Raw genomic sequence first — 15,739 nt, 5'->3', positions numbered from 1 at the left:
CGCGCCAATGAAGATCAATTTCGATCGCATGACGGTACTGCTGGGGTCACTGGCTGAAGATTTGCGGTCGCGGCCTCTGGCCTCTCGGCCGGTGGAGGGCGGTCGCCGCCGGGCGGGACCGGCGCGGGCTCGGGGTGGAGCTGGCACGGATGCTCCGCGTCTCGCAGCGCACCGCGCAGTGGTTGCTTGCCGAGGCACAGGCGGTGCCTACCGCCGCTGATGGCGTCGACCTGTCCGGCTCCGGTCAGTAACGGCTGTGCTTCGTCGGGGGTTGGTCCTATCGTTGGTCGCGTGGTTCTGCCGATCGACACCTCCGCGCCGCTGCTGCGCCCTAGCCAGCTCACCGACCTCATTCGGGCTGTCAGTCTCGCAGACCCGGATGACGAGCACCTTTGGATTGAATGGAAGTCGACCCTGGACCTGAGCACGTCGGCCGGGCTGGAGCAGGTCGTTAAAGCCATCATTGGCCTGGCCAACCGTGAGCCGGCTGCCGCCGCGCGACGGGCGGGCGGGTACGGCTACCTTCTCGTTGGGGTCGAGCCCGGGTCAATCAATGGTGTGACCACGTTGGACCCGGAAAAGCTGGTCGGCAAGGTGCGCTCCTACGTCGGCACCGTGATCAGCTGGGCGCCGGAGTACATCGCGGTCGACGGAAAACACGTTCTTGTCGTGATCGTGGATCCGCCGCAGCCCGGCGATCCCATCCACATCCTGCGCAAGCAGACCGAAAAGTTTAAGCCGGCCACTATCTTCGTCCGGCACACCGGCCGTACCGACCCGGCGAACCCCGACGACTTCGACAAGCTCCAGGCCAGGTTGCTCCAACGCACCCCAAGTCTGCAGTTGGCCGTGGTGGCTATCCCCTCGAGTGTCGAGAAGGCGGCCGATATCTCGGGCGCGGTGAGTCGATGGGTGGATGAACGTCGGCCCACTCTTCTCGCCGCGCGCTACCGGTCCGGACGGCGTGAGTCGAGCATTGACCTCGTGGGGGTACGCGGAGGGCTGCTAGGGCAGCAAGTGCCCGATGGCCGCACTGAGGAGCAGTATGCCGAGGAGGTCGAGCAGTTCCTCCACGACGCGGAAGAGGCTCTCGTGCTTCGCGGAGCCTGGGACCTGTTCCGGCATGAGCCAGCTTCGCTGAACGTGACGGTGACCAATCCCACCGATGTTGGCTTCGTCGGCGTTCGGCTTGAGGTGCATGTCCCAGGGCGTGTGAAGTGCTACCCCGAGGAGTTGGTCGAGAATCTGGAGGGCGATCGCCCAGACGCTCCGCGTGCCCCCAGGCCCCTCGGCACCCCCACCTTCCGTAGCCCGATGCAGCTCAACGTCGGCAACATTGGGTCGTACATTCCCACGTCCGTGTACCCCGGCCCAGGCCCCTCGTACATCGCGCGAGACACCGGTTCCGTCACCATCGAGTACGACGACTTCGAGTTGCGCGCCGAGGAGACGAAGACGTTGGAACTGGTGCCGCTCCTCATGCACGAGGAGCCAGATACGAGGTTGACTGCCACTTGGTCCGCAACCGCTGCCGGTATGCGTGGCCGGATTGCCGGCGAGTTTACGATCACGGTCAGCCCTAGCACCCTTGACTTGCACAAATTCGACGAGAATCAGGAAACTGGCGACTAAGGGACGTCTCGTAACTCGGGGCAGCTTGGGCGAGGTGTTCCAGGAGATCCGTGATCGATGGCTGCTGTATGTCGCTGGATGAACTGGACGCACGAGGCGACATCGCTGCGCGGCAGGGTGCTGAGCTCGTAGCCGTGTTGGGTGTAGGCGGCGACCATGGCGTCATGGGTACGCACGGCTTCGGCGAAGTCTTGGTGTCGTTCGCTGTCGGTGGTGTAGATCTGCGGCCAGGGCGGGGCGATGAACACACGCGGGTGGTAGCGGAACAGCTGCGCGGCGGCTGTCACGTGCGCTGGTACGGGCTGGCCGAGTAAGAGGTAGTAGCCGACCAGGTCCGGGATCCCCCGGTCGAAGAAGACGGCTCCGGAATGCTGGCTGGCTTGGCGGTAGGAGCGGATCTCCCAGCTGAGCATGACCTCGGCGAACAGTCGTGTGTCTCCGCCGTGCAGCGCATGGCCACCGATCGACAGCTGATCCTGGATGATCTGCCGCCCCGCTTCGTCGACGCAGGCGTGACCGGCACGCCGCAAGCTGTCGATCAGCGTGGTCTTGCCGGCTCCGGGTCCCCCGGTGATGACGATGTACTGGCTGCTCACGTCGTCCTCTCTGATAGGCGCCTACGCCTCGTCACCCCGCATTTGTCCGCTGAGGACGATCGCCGAGGATGCGTGGGTGCAGGTAATCTCCGCAGCCCGCCAGGAGTGGATCCTCCCGTTCACGGGGCTGACCCCCGCCCAATTCCGCAAGCTGGTCCGCCTGGACGCCGAGCGTGGCGGGCCGGGATCGCTGACGGTCGACCGGGCCGGCAGTCAGCCCTCGACCTGGCCGACCGGGTGCTGCTGGTGGCCGTCTACTGGCGCACGAACCTGACCATGCGGCAGATCGGCCCACTGTTTGGAGTGTCGCATTCCGCCGCGCACCGAGTCATCGACACCCTCGGCCCGCTGCTGGTTCTCGCGTCTGTGCGCCGCCGTCCGGTCGACCAGATCGCCATCGTCGACGGCACCCTCATCCCGACGCGGGACCACCGCCTCGCGGCGCCGAGTAAAAACTACCGGTACTCGATCAACCTGCAAGTGGCCATCGACGCCAGCACCCGCTTGGTCATCGCCATCGGCGACCCCAGCCGGGCAGCCGCAACGACACGATCGTCTACCGGACCTCCGGCATCGAGCAGCGAGTGGCCAAACGGTCCGTCATGGCCGACGGCGGCTACCGCGGCAACCCTGAGGTGATCATCCCGTACTGCAAGAACCGCGACGGCAGCCCGCTACCGGTCTGGTAGCAGGACCTGAATGCCCAGCACCGCACCGTCCGAGCACAGGTCGAACACACCCTGGCCAGGATGAAGCACTGGAAGATCCTGCGCGACTACCGCCGCGCCGCCCGCACATTGGCCACTGCCGCTTCCGGCATCGCCAACCTCCACAACATCGCCCTGACCTGGTGATCACAGACCCAGGCCCAGCCAACGCCTCCACCCAGTTACGAGACAGCCCTTAGCTACGGGGGCCGATCGCGATCCACTCCCTGTCATCGTTGCCACCCCCAGCGGCTTAGAGGTAGGTGAATCACTACTTCAAGACACCACGCTGGTTTACTTCACCAGACCGCGAAGCGACACCGATCGTGCCTGGCTTCTGAGCGCACTGCGTACTGGCATGGCTCGCGGCGTAGTTCTGCCCGTCGATGAACCGCCCATTGCATCCGGAAGCTGAGCTAGCGAGGCTGGTCCGACTCCAGCTGGGTCGGTGAACCGGAGTCCAGCCGTCGCTTCCGCCTTACCCGGTCGTCGTAGTCTGGTAGTTCGTTCGCGGGGCGTCCGGAGGGCAAGCTTGGGCCGTAGACCACGGACACCTCCGACGCCAGCAGCCCCGTCGCGCCGGCCACAAACTCAGGAGTTCCACCTTCGCGGCTCCCACCCCTTCGGGTCGAGTCCGATGGCGTCCAGGACCACCTTCTGCCGCCCGAGCAGAAAGTCGATGGTTTCGATCTTGAAGTCGACACCATCGACGGGCAGGTCGGGGGAGGTGAGCGTGTCGATGACGTCGTTGAGCGAGCGGGGCTTGCCGTGGCTGGCCATGTACCGGAAGGACGTCGCGTAGACCTCGTCGAAGGGCAGTGGCCGCAGACAGAGCTGCTGCGGCGTGGCCACGGCCCACGTCCAGGTGATTTCGGGGAACGCGGGCCAGCCCTTGGGCATCTCCACGACGGCACTGCCGGATGTCAGCTCCGTGCGGAGGCGGTTGACTTGGGTGGCGGCTGAACTAACCCAGTCCTCGATCTTGGTGACTTCGGGCAGCGAGATGGCGTCGATGGGCCACTTGATCTCGAGACAGAGGCCTCGCCGCTGGCTCGGGTCCACCGCCACCACGTCAAGGTCGCCAGCCGTTTGGCGGTCTTGACGCCGGGCTCGGATCCGGTCGGCCACAAGGACTCCAGGTATCTGACCGAGCCAGTCCTTCCACTTTACTGCCCGGTTTCCCTGCCGTTGACCGACGGGCCCGTACCGGCCGGGGTCGTACGCGGAACTGCGCAGGATGATCGCGTCGATGACCCGAGGCGTGATGAGCGGCGGGCAAACGATGATGGTGTCCTCGAGCTTTGCCAGCGGTGATACGCGGCAGGAGCGGCCGCTAGTGTAGGTGAGGCGTTCGATGGTGGCGTCGATATATGCCGCCGGAACCGTTGGAAGCAACTCGGCCGTCATCTCCAGCAGCGTGGTCCGACGGAGGCTCGCCAGAGTCGTCTCGGTGCGCTTGAGCATGCGTGCCGCCGCCTCGCACAGTGAGGCGAATCCCATGATGACCGACAGCACATCAGCGACTTGGCCGACGGTCAGGCCGCCATCGAGTTGGAAGGAGTCGGGGAGGTTTCCCTCCAGGGCTATTGCGTTGTCGGGTTGCTCCTGGTCACGGCGTCGATGAGGTCGTGCGGTCGACGGTTGGCGCGTCGGGTGGCTCGGGCGATGTTGGTGGCACCGTTGGTGCGGTGGTATCCGATCGAGGTGTTACGGAGTGTGGCGAAGACGGCGGGGCCGTTCCCGGTCCGGGCTTGATGGGCGTCTTCACGTAGCGTGACGTCGCGGACGTGGTGCAGGCGGTTCTCGATATGCCACTCGGAACGGGCCCAGGTGCCGAGGTCGGCGGGTTGGGCCTGCTCGGCGGGTAGAGACACGGTCAGGTACGCCGTCTCGCGGGTGGTCTTGCCCTTGATCGTACGGGTTCGGGTGATCCGGACGGCCTGCTGCGCGTGGGGGAAGCTGAGCCCGCCCGGGGTGTTCACGGTGACGGCTTTGACGGTACGGGTCTCCTTACGGCCGTGACCGGTCTCGCGGGTCTGGCAGCCGACCGGCACCTGCGCCCAGGGCAGGGTCTTGAGCTGGGCGTGCAGGGTGGGCTGGTTTCCCTTGACCGCGACCATCAGATGCCCGCCGTCGGCGGCGAGTAGTTCGGCGTGGCCGGTCTGGGCGTGGAGCGCGTCCGCGACGACCAGGACATCGTTCAGTGATCCCAGTTGGGCGGCGACCTGGCGTAGCAGCGGGGTGAACGCGGGGATTTCGTTGGACTTCGCCGCGATCTGCACCTGGGCGAGCACGATGCCGGTGCTGGTGTCGTATGCCGACAGCAGATGGACCTGACGCCCGTCGGCAAGCCGGGCGCCGCGTTCGACCTTGCCGTCGACGGCGATGACGAGGCGCCACCGCCGCCCGGCCACCACGACCGGCGCCGCCCGAGCCCGCAGCCATCGGGCCAGCACCGCCGACAGCACCTCAGCGTCGATACGGATCAATAGCCGCCAGATCGTCGTGGCCGCGGGCACCCGGTCGGTGAACCCGAGCCGGCCCCACGCCGTCCGGTCCAGATCTCGCACCCAGTCGGCGATCGCGGCGAACGTGCACGCCCCGGCCAGCACCGCGCACACCGCCACGGAGAGGATGCTCACCAGCGGATAGCGCCGGCCACGTAGGCCACGCGGATCGGGCACCGTAGCCAACGCCACGATCAGGCTGTGATGTTCACCCTCAGTGACCGCAGTCGGTAGGGGTATACCGGTAGGCCGGTGGGGCAGCAGCATTGCGGTAGGTGATGATGGCATCGGCGGGTGCGGTCCTTCTCGTGATCATTGGCTTCGCAACCTCATGATCACCAACGGATCGCACCCGTCCTACATGGACCCCAGTTCCGCCCAAACTCCCAGCTCAGATGCTCCGCCACCGACTACGCAACAGCCCTGGGTTTCCCTCCGGCAGCGCGTGGCGGTAGGCGTCGATAGCCGTTTTCGCGCGCTGCGCCGCCGCGCGGAGGACATCCGCCGGAGGGAGTTCTCGGGATGCTCTTGGCCGGCTCCGGATCCAGGCCCGTTCGACCGACGTGATTCCGGGAAGGTTGGCAGGGGTGGTGGCGTGTTCGAGGAAGGCGTCGGCCGCCTCGACTGCGGGATTCCAGCGGTGTCGGATCCGGAAGGCGTTGCCACGACGGCGAACCTCGTAACCACCGGCCCTGAGGGTGCCGCGTAGGTTGTCGAGGCGGGTCGCTTCCAGGGCGGCGAGGCAGATATCTGCGGCCTCTACGTCTTCACAGGGCCCTTTTCCCACGGGAATCTCGTGGTGCCACGTGATGATCTGGGCGAGGACGGACTCCCATGGCACATCGCTATCACGCACTTGAGCAAACTCCATTGCACGGAGGCGAGTCGCATGCTGGAGCAGCGTGAGCAGCCGCTCCGGCGCGGACCGCCAGCCGGGAAGATCGCGCGCCGCCTGTCGGCGGCTGTCGATGAGGCTCTGGAGTTCGTCGTCTGGTCTCACGTCGTCATCCCTAGTCTCCCCGTCCTCTCGCTCCTGTCGATTTGGCCTTGTCGATTGTTCAGCATTGGCCTGGCCGTGGCGACCCCTCCAACGCCAGTGCTGCGGCTTCGCCGGGCCACAGTCCGTTGCGCCGTCGAGGGCGCCGGCCGGGCTTGAGGTCAGAGTCGGCACAGGATGCCACCATCGCCGAGCCAGGTTTGTCGGTGCCGACTGGTCAACTTGCCGGGCGACCGGATCCGTCAGGAGGAACGAGTCGTAGGGAGGCCCCGGGCCTGTTCATGAGCTCGCTTCTTTCCGGTTGCCTTCCGGTGTCGACGCCGGCTGAACTTCTCCGGCGGAGCCGACATTCCGGGTGCGCACGCCAGGAGGGGTCGCTCTTGCCGGACGGGCACGACACTGCCTGCACCAGCCCAGGTCTGCCGGAATCAGCAGCATCGGACGCCCCAAAGCAACGCCTGGAGTGAGCGTGCCGAGCTGGGCCAGAGGGCCAACGCAGTTGGTCGCGGTCACGGCTGCGGTGAGAGAGGTCCGAACCAACATCGCGCCGCCAACCCGATACCTCGTCCCGCGACACCGAACAGCCACTCGCCGATGGTTGCAAGATGGCATCGCCGAGCCTCGGCTCCAGCCAGATTCCCGGGCCAGCCTTGGGACGTATGAGCGTGGTCCTTGACGGTCGTTTTCGTCGAACCGGTGAACATGATGATCTCTCGGTCGTTTACGATTGGCCGTCCCAGAGTCGACCAGCGGTTCGGACCTGGGGCGCAGGACCGAGACAGCGATATCGAGGGAGCACGACGGGTGAGCAGCAGGTCGTCCTGATGTCCACTGCGGCGGAATTCTTGCTTTCACGAGCGTGTCTGTGTTCTCCTGGTCCTGGTTGATGCCACGCGTACGAAGGGTTGTGCTGTGAAAAAGGGGCACTACGGCGTACCTCTTCAACGCAGTGACTACCTCAAGCTGGATCCGAACGAGAACAGCTGCACCCTGGAGGGTTTCCAGGACTGGCTGGAAGGCTTCGGCAAGGGCAAGAGGCTGGCCGTGGACCTCTTCTCTGGCGCCGGCGGCCTCAGCTCCGGTATCGAGCGGGCGGGATGGACCACAGCAGCAGCAGTGGACTTCGACGAGCGTGCGCTGGAAACCCACCGGGCGAACTTCCCGGGCCTCAGCCTGAAGATGGACCTCGGTGACCCCGCCGAGCGCGACAGGCTTGAAGGTGTCCTCAGGCCCGCCAAGATCGATCTCGTCGCAGGAGGACCGCCCTGCCAGCCGTTCAGCAGGGCGGGGCGCAACAAGATCCGCGACCTCGTCAAGAACCATGGACGCGACCCGGAGGACCGCAGGAAGGAGCTGTGGAGCGCGTACCTTGACATGGTCAAGCGGATCAGCCCGCGCGTGGTCCTCATGGAGAACGTTCCCGACATGGGACTCCACGACGACTTCTTCGTCATCCGGACGATCGAGGAGGAGTTGGAGGAGCTCGGCTACGCAACGCAGGTACGGCTCGTTGACGCATGGCACTACGGCGTTCCTCAGCATCGGAAACGTCTCATCCTTCTGGCGAGGAGGGATGTCGACGACTTCACGTGGCGGAAGCCCGACTCTGTGCGCACCACCCTGCTCGAGGCCATCGGCGACCTGCCCGAGCTGGAAGTCGTTCCGACGGAACGGGTCGGAGATCGGGAGCTGAATTACCGGAAGCCTCGCGACCCGTCCGCTTTCGCCGAGAAAATGCGCGAGAAGGCGCCTCAGGGGGTGGTCTGGGACCATATGACCCGGAGAGTCCGGGTCGACGACCACCGGATCTTCGAGGTCATGGAGCCCGACACCAAGTACTCGGATCTCCAGGAGAAGCTGGCAGAGGAGGAGAGGGAGTACCAGCGCTACAGCGCGGAGAAGTACACGGACAAGTACAAGAAGCTGGCCTGGGACAAGCTCAGTCGTACGATCACCGCCCATATCGCAAAGGACGGCTACTGGTACATCCACCCGCAGCAACTTCGGACGCTCACCGTGCGGGAGGCGGCACGGGTTCAGACGTTCCCGGACCATTTCCGGTTTGCCGGTACCCGGAGTGACGCCTTCCACCAAATCGGGAACGCCGTCCCTCCGCTGCTGGGCGAGGCCGCAGCGGAGGTGCTGAAGCCTGTTGGCGACGCCACTGCCATGCCTGCCGGGCTCCGGCCCCATTGGCGTCGGGTCAGAAGTGGTCTCACGGACTGGGCGAGGCAGAGGTTGGTCGGCGGGGACTGGTATCAGTTTCCCGGCGAGAAGCCCGTACCGCTTCAGGCCGCCGTGGTGGCAATCGTCTCCGGCGCGAAGGCCAAGCCAGCCGTGATGGCGGAGTTCATGACGAACGTCAGGTCGTCGAAGACGCTCACCGCAGCCCTGTTCAGGAGGCTCCTCGACGCGGCGCCCTCGGCGCCGGTCCGGGCCCGCGTGAACCGCTTGGCTCCGCTGGTGGACAGGTCCTATGACTGGCAGTGGAAAAAGCGGTTCGACGTACCCGCCAAGCTGGCCATGAAGCCAGCCGAGGCGGCGCTCTACCGGCTGCTGATCGGAGAGGATCTCATGCTGGTGGGCCAGAGCACGTTGAGGGTCGCGGCTCGGGTGAACGGTATCGAGCCGGATCACGCCAACCGCCTCAGCGAGGGCCGCGTCAACCTGGTGAAGCTCGTGGGCGCGGGCGAGGACGCACCTCTACGCATGGCCGCGATACGGTTGATCGGTATGGACCTCTGCAGGGAAGACCAACCTGTGTGTTCGGAGTGTCCACTCATCGCTCACTGTGCCAGCCGGAAGAAATGGCCCGGAGACCTGCTGACTCTGGCCTTCGGTCAGGAGTAGCCGGTCGGCCTCACTCCGCGCCGTCCGAGTCCGCGGTCTTGGCGATTCGCTGTGCGACTCCCTCAACATCACGTCTGATCTCGCACTCCCAGATCCGAAGCACGGTCCATCCAGCAGCCGTTGCTTGCTCGGTGTTGCGCGTGTCCCGTTCCCTGTTGGTTTTGATCTTCTCTCGCCAGAGTGCCGCGTTGGGGCCTCGGAACTCCCCGGGGGTGTGGTCGGGGCAGCCGTGCCAGAAGCATCCGTCGACGAATACCGCGACGTGGTACTTGGGAAGCACAAAGTCCGCCGTGCATCGCGGCGTCACTTTCCTTTGAAGGCGGAACCTGAGACCGAGCCGGTGCACCGCGGTCCTGAGGGCGATCTCGGGCTTGGTATCCCTTACCCGCCGACCACGAAGATGTGCCCCTTCCGCAGTGGTTACCCACTGTCGCTCTAGCGTCCCGCCGCCTCCGGCCATGATCACACCTCCGGCCCGTGAACGTCATCCGAGTGCGAGAGTGCCACACTCTTGCCGCGGTTCGAAGCCCACGCGAACCCCGTCGATTGATGCGGAAGCAAGGACGGCCTGGCAAGTTGGTGGGCGCGTGACGATCACGCCCAAGGCGCGTCCTACATGCTGGGGTTGAATCCCAACCGTAGCGCCTCGCTACGAGCATGCAGGGCCTGAACGGCATGCGTCTCGGGAACCTCTTCTTCCAATTCGAGTCGCCTCCCCACAAACTGAGCCAACTGTCGCTGCCAGGGTTCGAGGTTGCGAGTCTCCTTGGCCCAACGCTCGATCGCGTACCACTCGTCGACCGAGATGAGAGCTACCTCTTCACCCCCTCCCTCTTCGCCACCAGCACCGCCAGCGAGCGCCGCATCGTCAAGGGCATGATCCAACAACTCCACCGTCAGATCTCGGGGAGTCTTCCAGGGCACCCTGGACGCGGCGTCCCAGCACGCCGCCTTCTTGGCCCACTCGCCGACGTGGTTTCCCTCGTCCGGCTTGAGGACCGCCTCCATGACGCGGGGGCACAGGTCGTGGAGCGCAGCCTCCAGCGCAGGTGAGATGTCCTGTTCTCGCCAGATTCGATCAAGGTCGATGCGGCGGTCGGTCGCGAGCGAGAGGCGAGCGACGGTATACGTGGTCACCAGACTCTTGTGGCTACCTGCCCGATGGATGCCGGCAATTCGGTCCACTGCCTTGAAAAGGATGCCCATGGCGATCACTCTCTGGCAGTACTGAATGTCGACGCGTGGCGGCAGCTTGTCCACGTTGAGCATGAACTCGACAAAGTTCTTTTGTGCCCCTCGGCTCACGTGGTAGGGCAGTTGGTTCCACGAGTGAACGAACTTGGCGAGGTCCGCCTTGGTGAACTTCTGCTTTGTGGGGTTCAGCTTCTTGAACTGCCGTTGCCGTGCTGGGGTGCGTGCCTTGGCCAGTTCGTCCGTGTACTGGCCTCTCGCACGCTCGTAGAACCAGTGGGTCTCCTGGCCGCTGCCGTCGACCGCTGGCGCCCACAGGGATCGGGTAATCCGCTGCATGTCCACGTGATAGTCGTGATTGGAGCTGAAGTCGACCTGGGTCACCCGGTTCTGCGTGTTGGAGTACTCCGAGATCTTCGGAACAATCTCCGCGAGTCGCTGGGGTGCTACCTCCGTCAGCTTCATCTGTACCCGGACGTGGGACAGATCTGCCTTGTCGCGGCTCAGGGCGTGATGGAGCGAGGCCGTCGTCTGGCCACCGTTCACGATCTGGAGGCCGCGCACCGCGGCGATGTGGCTGGGCTCGCCGTCCGGGCCCGTCACGAACTCGACCTGTGAAGCGGTCGCGGTGATGCCGTTGTTGTACGCCAGGAACCGTCCCGGGGCGTTCAGCAGGGTTTCCCGGATGCCCCGGTTGACCGCACCGCGAGTCTGGAGGAAGGAGCGAACGTTGAGTTCGAGGAGCCGGGTACCGTATTCGGCGTACAGTTCGGCGAGCATCTGACCGGGTACGACTGCTAGGACCACTGAGTGGTCCTCCTCCGAACTCGGCGCGGAGACGCACGGCAATGGAGGCTTGAAGGGCACCACTATGGGTTCGCCGAGCGCACCCGAGGTTGCGTGACGGTGAAGTCGCGCCAGGTCCCAAACCTCGTGGGTCACCGGCAGGCCGTCGAACTCCGAGACCGGAACCTCGCTTGCGGTGCACACCCTGTTGCTGAGCAGGAAGAGTCTGATCCGGCGCACCTCGGAGAGGGCCTTCTCGACCGCCTCGCACATGTCGTACACGTCGAACGACTCGTCGATATGCTGCTGCAGCCCGTCTCGGCATCGCTGCACGAACACCAGAAGCCGTCGGAAGGACGCCAGGGTCTGGGCCTTCGTGAGCTTGGTCTCCAGCGGTTCCAGCTGGAAGTCCGTGATGAACAGGTCCAGGGACTCACCTGAGTCGCCGATACCGTATCCGTGAACCTCGTGGCCGTGCATCTTGTGGTAGGCGGTGAAGGTGTTCGACACGACGCCGGCCTGCTCTAGGTCCTCGAGAACACGGCGCGTGAACGCCTCGGGGGTGGTGGTCCCCTCAGCATCAGCAGTCGCTTGAGTGTCAGCAACGACGCCCCGCGCGAACTCGGTCAGGTCGAGTTCAGCCACGGGATCCTCCGATCAGCTCCTTCACCGCATCGGGTGTGGTGCGGTAGTCATCAAGACCCGAGGTGCTCACGTGGTACGTGCAATTGCCGACCCCCTCCGGCAGATTCGACTCGACCAGTCTGGGGAAGCCCTCGCGTACATGCCAGAACCGCAGCTCTCGAAGGGTGTACCGGGGCTCTTCGTAGAGGTCAGAACGCCCGGGTAGGTAGCCGACCTGAATGAGCAGTCCCTCGAACCTCGCCAGGGCAGCGGGGCTCGTGAGCCGCTGTCGAATACTGTCCACCCTCCTGTTCAGGCTCTCTCCCGATCCGCCGCGTCGCTCGTCGAGGCTGGCGAGCGCCAGGAACAGCGCAGGCGTACCGGTTCCGTCCAGCTGCCTCTCACTGGCGATTCGTACGCTCGTCGGCCGCCTCGCGACGCTGGCCTTGGTCTCGATGGCCAGCTCAGGCAGCTGGAAGTCCTGGTTGGTTCCCGTGGGACCGGTCCACGCTCCGACTGCGTCGGACTGGTTCAGGAAGGTCAGCAAAACATCCCCGAGCACCAGAAGCTCGCCGTAGAGTCCACGCCGCGCCTCGGCGCTCAGCCCGTCCCTGCTCACCGCACGCAGCAGTTCCTGCCACCTCTCGAACCTGTTCACGGCGGCTGCCAGAGCCTCTGCCGCGGCGCTCGCGACCCTGGCAGTATCGGCCGGTGACGAGCGGGTTGAACACCTCACGGAGCCCGTCCGCTGTCAGGATTACCTGCAGCTCGTACTCGGTCCGCGACACCGCGCTCAGGCTCATCTCGATCCCGGCCGCTGTGGGGAGACGACCCACCGACCGCACGATCGGGTCGACGGAACGCGCGTCCGCTCTGAACACCAGCATGCGCTGTCGGCCGGGGTGAGAGACGGAGAGAAAGATGTCGAGCGGGGCATCCGGATGCAGACGGAGGCTGGACCGTCCCGGGACACTCTGTGGGCTTTCCAGTTCCCGCCACTCGTCCTCGGTGACCGTCACGCCTCGTCCTCCTCGTCGATGGTGTAGATGTCCTCCTGGAGCCAGACGGTATTGGCGATGTACTCGGTCTTCGATTGGTACTCGGAGTGCGGGAAGCTCACCTGGAAACCGACAAGAACAAGAGGTGGTGTCGTCGGCTCCTCGTCGTCAGCCTGCGGCACCTTGATGGGGTAGATCAGTAGGAGTCCCTGGTCGGTCCGCCGCTGCCGTCGGATGTGCGGGCCCGCCGGCGTTTTCGGGACTGACGGTTTCTCCTTCTCCTCTGCGGCTTTTCTCGCGGCGTCGGATGCTGCAGCCTGCTGCGCCTCGCCGAGATCGATGAGCTCGTCTGGTGGGCTGAGCACTCGGCGAATCGTGTACCTGCCCTCGGTCCTGAAGCCGGGATTGAGAGGCTTGCGGGTCACGAGACCGACGGTGTGCCCGGCGATGGGCAGTGAGGTGGCCTTCGGCGTCGTGTTACTGACCAGGCACACCGTCCAGTTGCCCAGCTCGCCCACCTTGGCGCACTGCTCCACGTACCTGGCAATGAGCCCCGGACGTACCCGCTGAGCCATGCGGTCGGGCTCGTAGGAGCTGAGAAACTCGGAAACGACGCCAGGGGGCACTCGTTGCCACCGCACATTACCCACCGGGGGACCGGGTACAGACTCCGCGACAGCGTCCAGCCGGCGAACCAGGGCTTCGAGGGCCTTGAAGTTCTTCTCTACAGCTTTGTCCGCAAAGTTGAAGATCACCGTCTCGGGTCCCTCCCCCGAGTAGCTGAGGAGGATCTTCGTGCCCTGCCGCATCTTGTTGGCCGCAGTCACGGTGAGTCCCAGCGAGGAGGACCGAACCTTCAGCCCGAACTCCCTCGGGGTGAGTCTGAGCGCCGACATCTCCTCGACCTCCCTGCGAAGTTCGTCGGTCGCAGCCGTGACCTCCGCGTAGGCCGCCTGAAGCGCGGGCGTGGTGTACAGACGGCACATGTCCTCATAGCCGGGCCGGTACCCGAACCACCGACCCATCTGCAGGAGGGTGTCGTATGTCTTCGAAACACGCAGGTAGTAGCTGACGGTCAGGCCGTCCAGGGTGAGGCCACGGGAAAGCTTCTGTCCCCCGATGGCGATGACGGACAGGCCGTTCCGCCGGTTCTCGTAGTAGTCGAGCGCATCCTTGGACGCCCCGTTCACGGTCTTGACCTGGATCTTCCTGAGGGCAGGTAGGAGCTGCTCCGATACCTGCTCCCAGGTCAGGCGTTGGGCCTCGTCGGCCGGGAAACAGGCTGTGGTGGCAACAAAGTCCTGCTCCCAGAGAGCCTTGAGCTCCGCACGAAGCGTGGGGCCTTTCCCGTACCGGTCACGGAGCGTTTCCACGATAAGCCGTAGGTGGTCGTCAACCTGGTCGCGTACCAGGGTCTGCACGGCGGTGAAGCGGGTGACGTGCACCAGCATCGAGTTGTGGACCTTCGTCTGGCCCCGCGCCCGGCGAGCCGCACAGGCAAGCACAAACGAGGAAATCGCGTCGCGAAGGGACTGCGGGAGTCTGTCGCCGGGGCTGTCACCGGACCTGTGTTTGGTGGGGAGCCAGGTGTCCGTGTCGTTCACGTGCCGTACGAGCGGCAGCGGCTCCACGTCGTCCTCGTCCTCGTCGTCGACCTGCAGACCGAAGACCCGCTCAGGACCCAGGTAGTTCGAGGGGGGCCGAAGAGTTCGGATAAAGCTGTACGGGAAGAGGTCCTCCCCGACGGTGTCGTGGTCGACGTCGGGGTCGATGTAGATGTTGGCGAAGGGAGTGGCCGTGTATCCGACGTAGGCGGCCTTGTCGAAGCTCTTGATGAGCCTACGGATCGCGTCGTTGGTCTTGGTTGGGTCTGCCTCGGGGTCGCGGACCGTGTTGATCGAGGCGTTGTCGGCCTCGTCATCGATGACGAACAGGGGGAGGTCCTTCACGACCTTGTCGCCGTGTTCGCCTTCGGTTCCGTGGACGTCCGTCACCCACTTGCGCAGGTAATCGAGAATCTTGTAGTGCTTCTTGACGACGAGGACGACGGGAAAGCTGCCAAGGGGGAAGTTGATGGCCTTGGCCGTCGCAAGGCCGAAGTCGCCCTTCTCCGCGCTGCTTGTTGGTGATGCGATATCAAGCTTTTTCGCGAGGGGCATGGCACCCGCGCCGATCGCACGAGAGCGACCCTCCTCGTTGGACCTGCTTTGGTGCTGGGTGTCGAAGCCCAGAAGTCCCTCGTCGATCCGCAGCTGTGTCTGGCTCCGAAGATCGTTGTGGATGCCGGCAAGGACCACGATGAACCGGTATCCCGCGTCCACAGCCTTCGCGGCAAGCCCGATGTACTGACCGGTCTTGCCCGACTGCACCTGGCCGATCACCAGACCCTGCCGACGCCAGCGGCCAGGCCGGCGCGGATCCTCGATCTGGCTGAGCACCTCGTCGGAACTCTGGTCCAGCCGCCTCACGACCCATGGTGGAAGGTTCACGACGTCCTCGAGGTACCGCCGGTAACGCTCCCAGAAGTCCCAGGCTCGGTCGTTCTTCGCCTCGGGCAGCCAGGGTTCGTGCCCCTTGGGATCGACAAGCGCCATGGACCGCTCCTGGAATACGGCGGTCATTGCCTCTATCTCCTTGGCCAACTGGTCCCGGTCAAGGTTCTCCCCCTGCGAGGCGAGCATTCCAAAAATCGCGTTGACCGCGGTCTGCACCTCCTCCGGCTTCGGCTGACGATCCTGAGGCAGGAACCCGAGAACCAGGCGCGTGGCCTTGGCCATGGGCTCGTCGACAGGGGCACTCACGTGGCAACCTCCAGCGGAACGTAAGGAGCAGGAACGGCCGCCGACAACAA

At 65.0% G+C, this 15,739-nt stretch carries 10 protein-coding genes and 2 pseudogenes; 3 read left to right on the top strand and 9 right to left on the bottom strand.

Annotated features, from left to right (window positions below):
• Nucleotides 1-291: 291 nt before the first annotated feature.
• Entirely contained in the window at nucleotides 292-1,632 is a 1,341-nt protein-coding gene (locus OG505_RS23750; protein ID WP_405427681.1) for a helix-turn-helix domain-containing protein, read from the top strand.
• On the opposite strand, the gene OG505_RS23745 is transcribed toward OG505_RS23750, so the two are convergent.
• Nucleotides 1,629-2,228, bottom strand: a complete 600-nt coding sequence (locus tag OG505_RS23745) for an AAA family ATPase (protein ID WP_405427679.1) — start codon at nucleotides 2,226-2,228, stop codon at nucleotides 1,629-1,631. The genes OG505_RS23750 and OG505_RS23745 overlap by 4 nt on opposite strands.
• A gap of 76 nt (nucleotides 2,229-2,304) precedes the next feature.
• Here OG505_RS23745 and OG505_RS23740 point away from each other — a divergent pair.
• A pseudogene (locus tag OG505_RS23740) lies at nucleotides 2,305-3,082 on the top strand (transposase family protein).
• A gap of 444 nt (nucleotides 3,083-3,526) precedes the next feature.
• Here OG505_RS23740 and OG505_RS23735 read toward each other — a convergent pair.
• The 3 genes from OG505_RS23735 to OG505_RS23725 all read right to left on the bottom strand — a co-directional run bounded on the left by OG505_RS23735 (nucleotide 3,527) and on the right by OG505_RS23725 (nucleotide 6,442).
• The gene (locus tag OG505_RS23735) at nucleotides 3,527-4,450 is read right to left on the bottom strand and encodes a hypothetical protein (RefSeq protein WP_405427677.1); all 924 of its coding nucleotides are present in this window, start codon (nucleotides 4,448-4,450) and stop codon (nucleotides 3,527-3,529) included.
• A gap of 68 nt (nucleotides 4,451-4,518) precedes the next feature.
• Complete coding sequence (locus tag OG505_RS23730; RefSeq protein ID WP_405425859.1) at nucleotides 4,519-5,634, bottom strand: ISAs1 family transposase; 1,116 nt, start codon at nucleotides 5,632-5,634, stop codon at nucleotides 4,519-4,521.
• A gap of 199 nt (nucleotides 5,635-5,833) precedes the next feature.
• A complete protein-coding gene (locus OG505_RS23725; protein ID WP_405427675.1) occupies nucleotides 5,834-6,442 on the bottom strand; it encodes a hypothetical protein in 609 nt (202 codons plus the stop codon).
• Nucleotides 6,443-7,351: 909 nt separating this feature from the next.
• Here OG505_RS23725 and OG505_RS23720 point away from each other — a divergent pair.
• On the top strand, nucleotides 7,352-9,289 hold the full coding sequence (locus OG505_RS23720) for a DNA cytosine methyltransferase (protein WP_405427673.1): 1,938 nt from the start codon (nucleotides 7,352-7,354) through the stop codon (nucleotides 9,287-9,289).
• Nucleotides 9,290-9,299: 10 nt separating this feature from the next.
• On the opposite strand, the gene OG505_RS23715 is transcribed toward OG505_RS23720, so the two are convergent.
• The 5 genes and pseudogenes from OG505_RS23715 to OG505_RS23695 form a co-directional block, all read right to left on the bottom strand.
• A complete protein-coding gene (locus OG505_RS23715) occupies nucleotides 9,300-9,749 on the bottom strand; it encodes a very short patch repair endonuclease (RefSeq protein WP_405427671.1) in 450 nt (149 codons plus the stop codon).
• A 152-nt stretch (nucleotides 9,750-9,901) separates the two neighbouring features.
• Nucleotides 9,902-11,911 carry an AIPR family protein gene (locus OG505_RS23710; RefSeq protein WP_405427669.1) on the bottom strand — a complete coding sequence of 670 codons (2,010 nt, stop codon included), beginning with the start codon at nucleotides 11,909-11,911 and terminating at the stop codon, nucleotides 9,902-9,904.
• Nucleotides 11,904-12,626 carry a PD-(D/E)XK motif protein gene (locus OG505_RS23705; protein WP_405427666.1) on the bottom strand — a complete coding sequence of 241 codons (723 nt, stop codon included), beginning with the start codon at nucleotides 12,624-12,626 and terminating at the stop codon, nucleotides 11,904-11,906. The genes OG505_RS23710 and OG505_RS23705 overlap by 8 nt, the downstream gene beginning before the upstream one ends.
• Nucleotides 12,613-12,909: pseudogene (locus OG505_RS23700) on the bottom strand (PD-(D/E)XK motif protein); the annotation flags it as partial. The pseudogene OG505_RS23700 and the gene OG505_RS23705, both read right to left, overlap by 14 nt.
• Nucleotides 12,906-15,689 carry a Z1 domain-containing protein gene (locus OG505_RS23695; protein ID WP_405427664.1) on the bottom strand — a complete coding sequence of 928 codons (2,784 nt, stop codon included), beginning with the start codon at nucleotides 15,687-15,689 and terminating at the stop codon, nucleotides 12,906-12,908. The pseudogene OG505_RS23700 and the gene OG505_RS23695, both read right to left, overlap by 4 nt.
• Between the last annotated feature and the right edge of the window lie 50 nt (nucleotides 15,690-15,739).

Source organism: Micromonospora sp. NBC_00617 (assembly GCF_045161355.1).
GTDB lineage: Bacteria > Actinomycetota > Actinomycetes > Mycobacteriales > Micromonosporaceae > Micromonospora.
The sequence above is the reverse complement of the archived record's forward strand: the minus strand, read 5'-3'. Positions and strand labels throughout refer to the sequence as shown.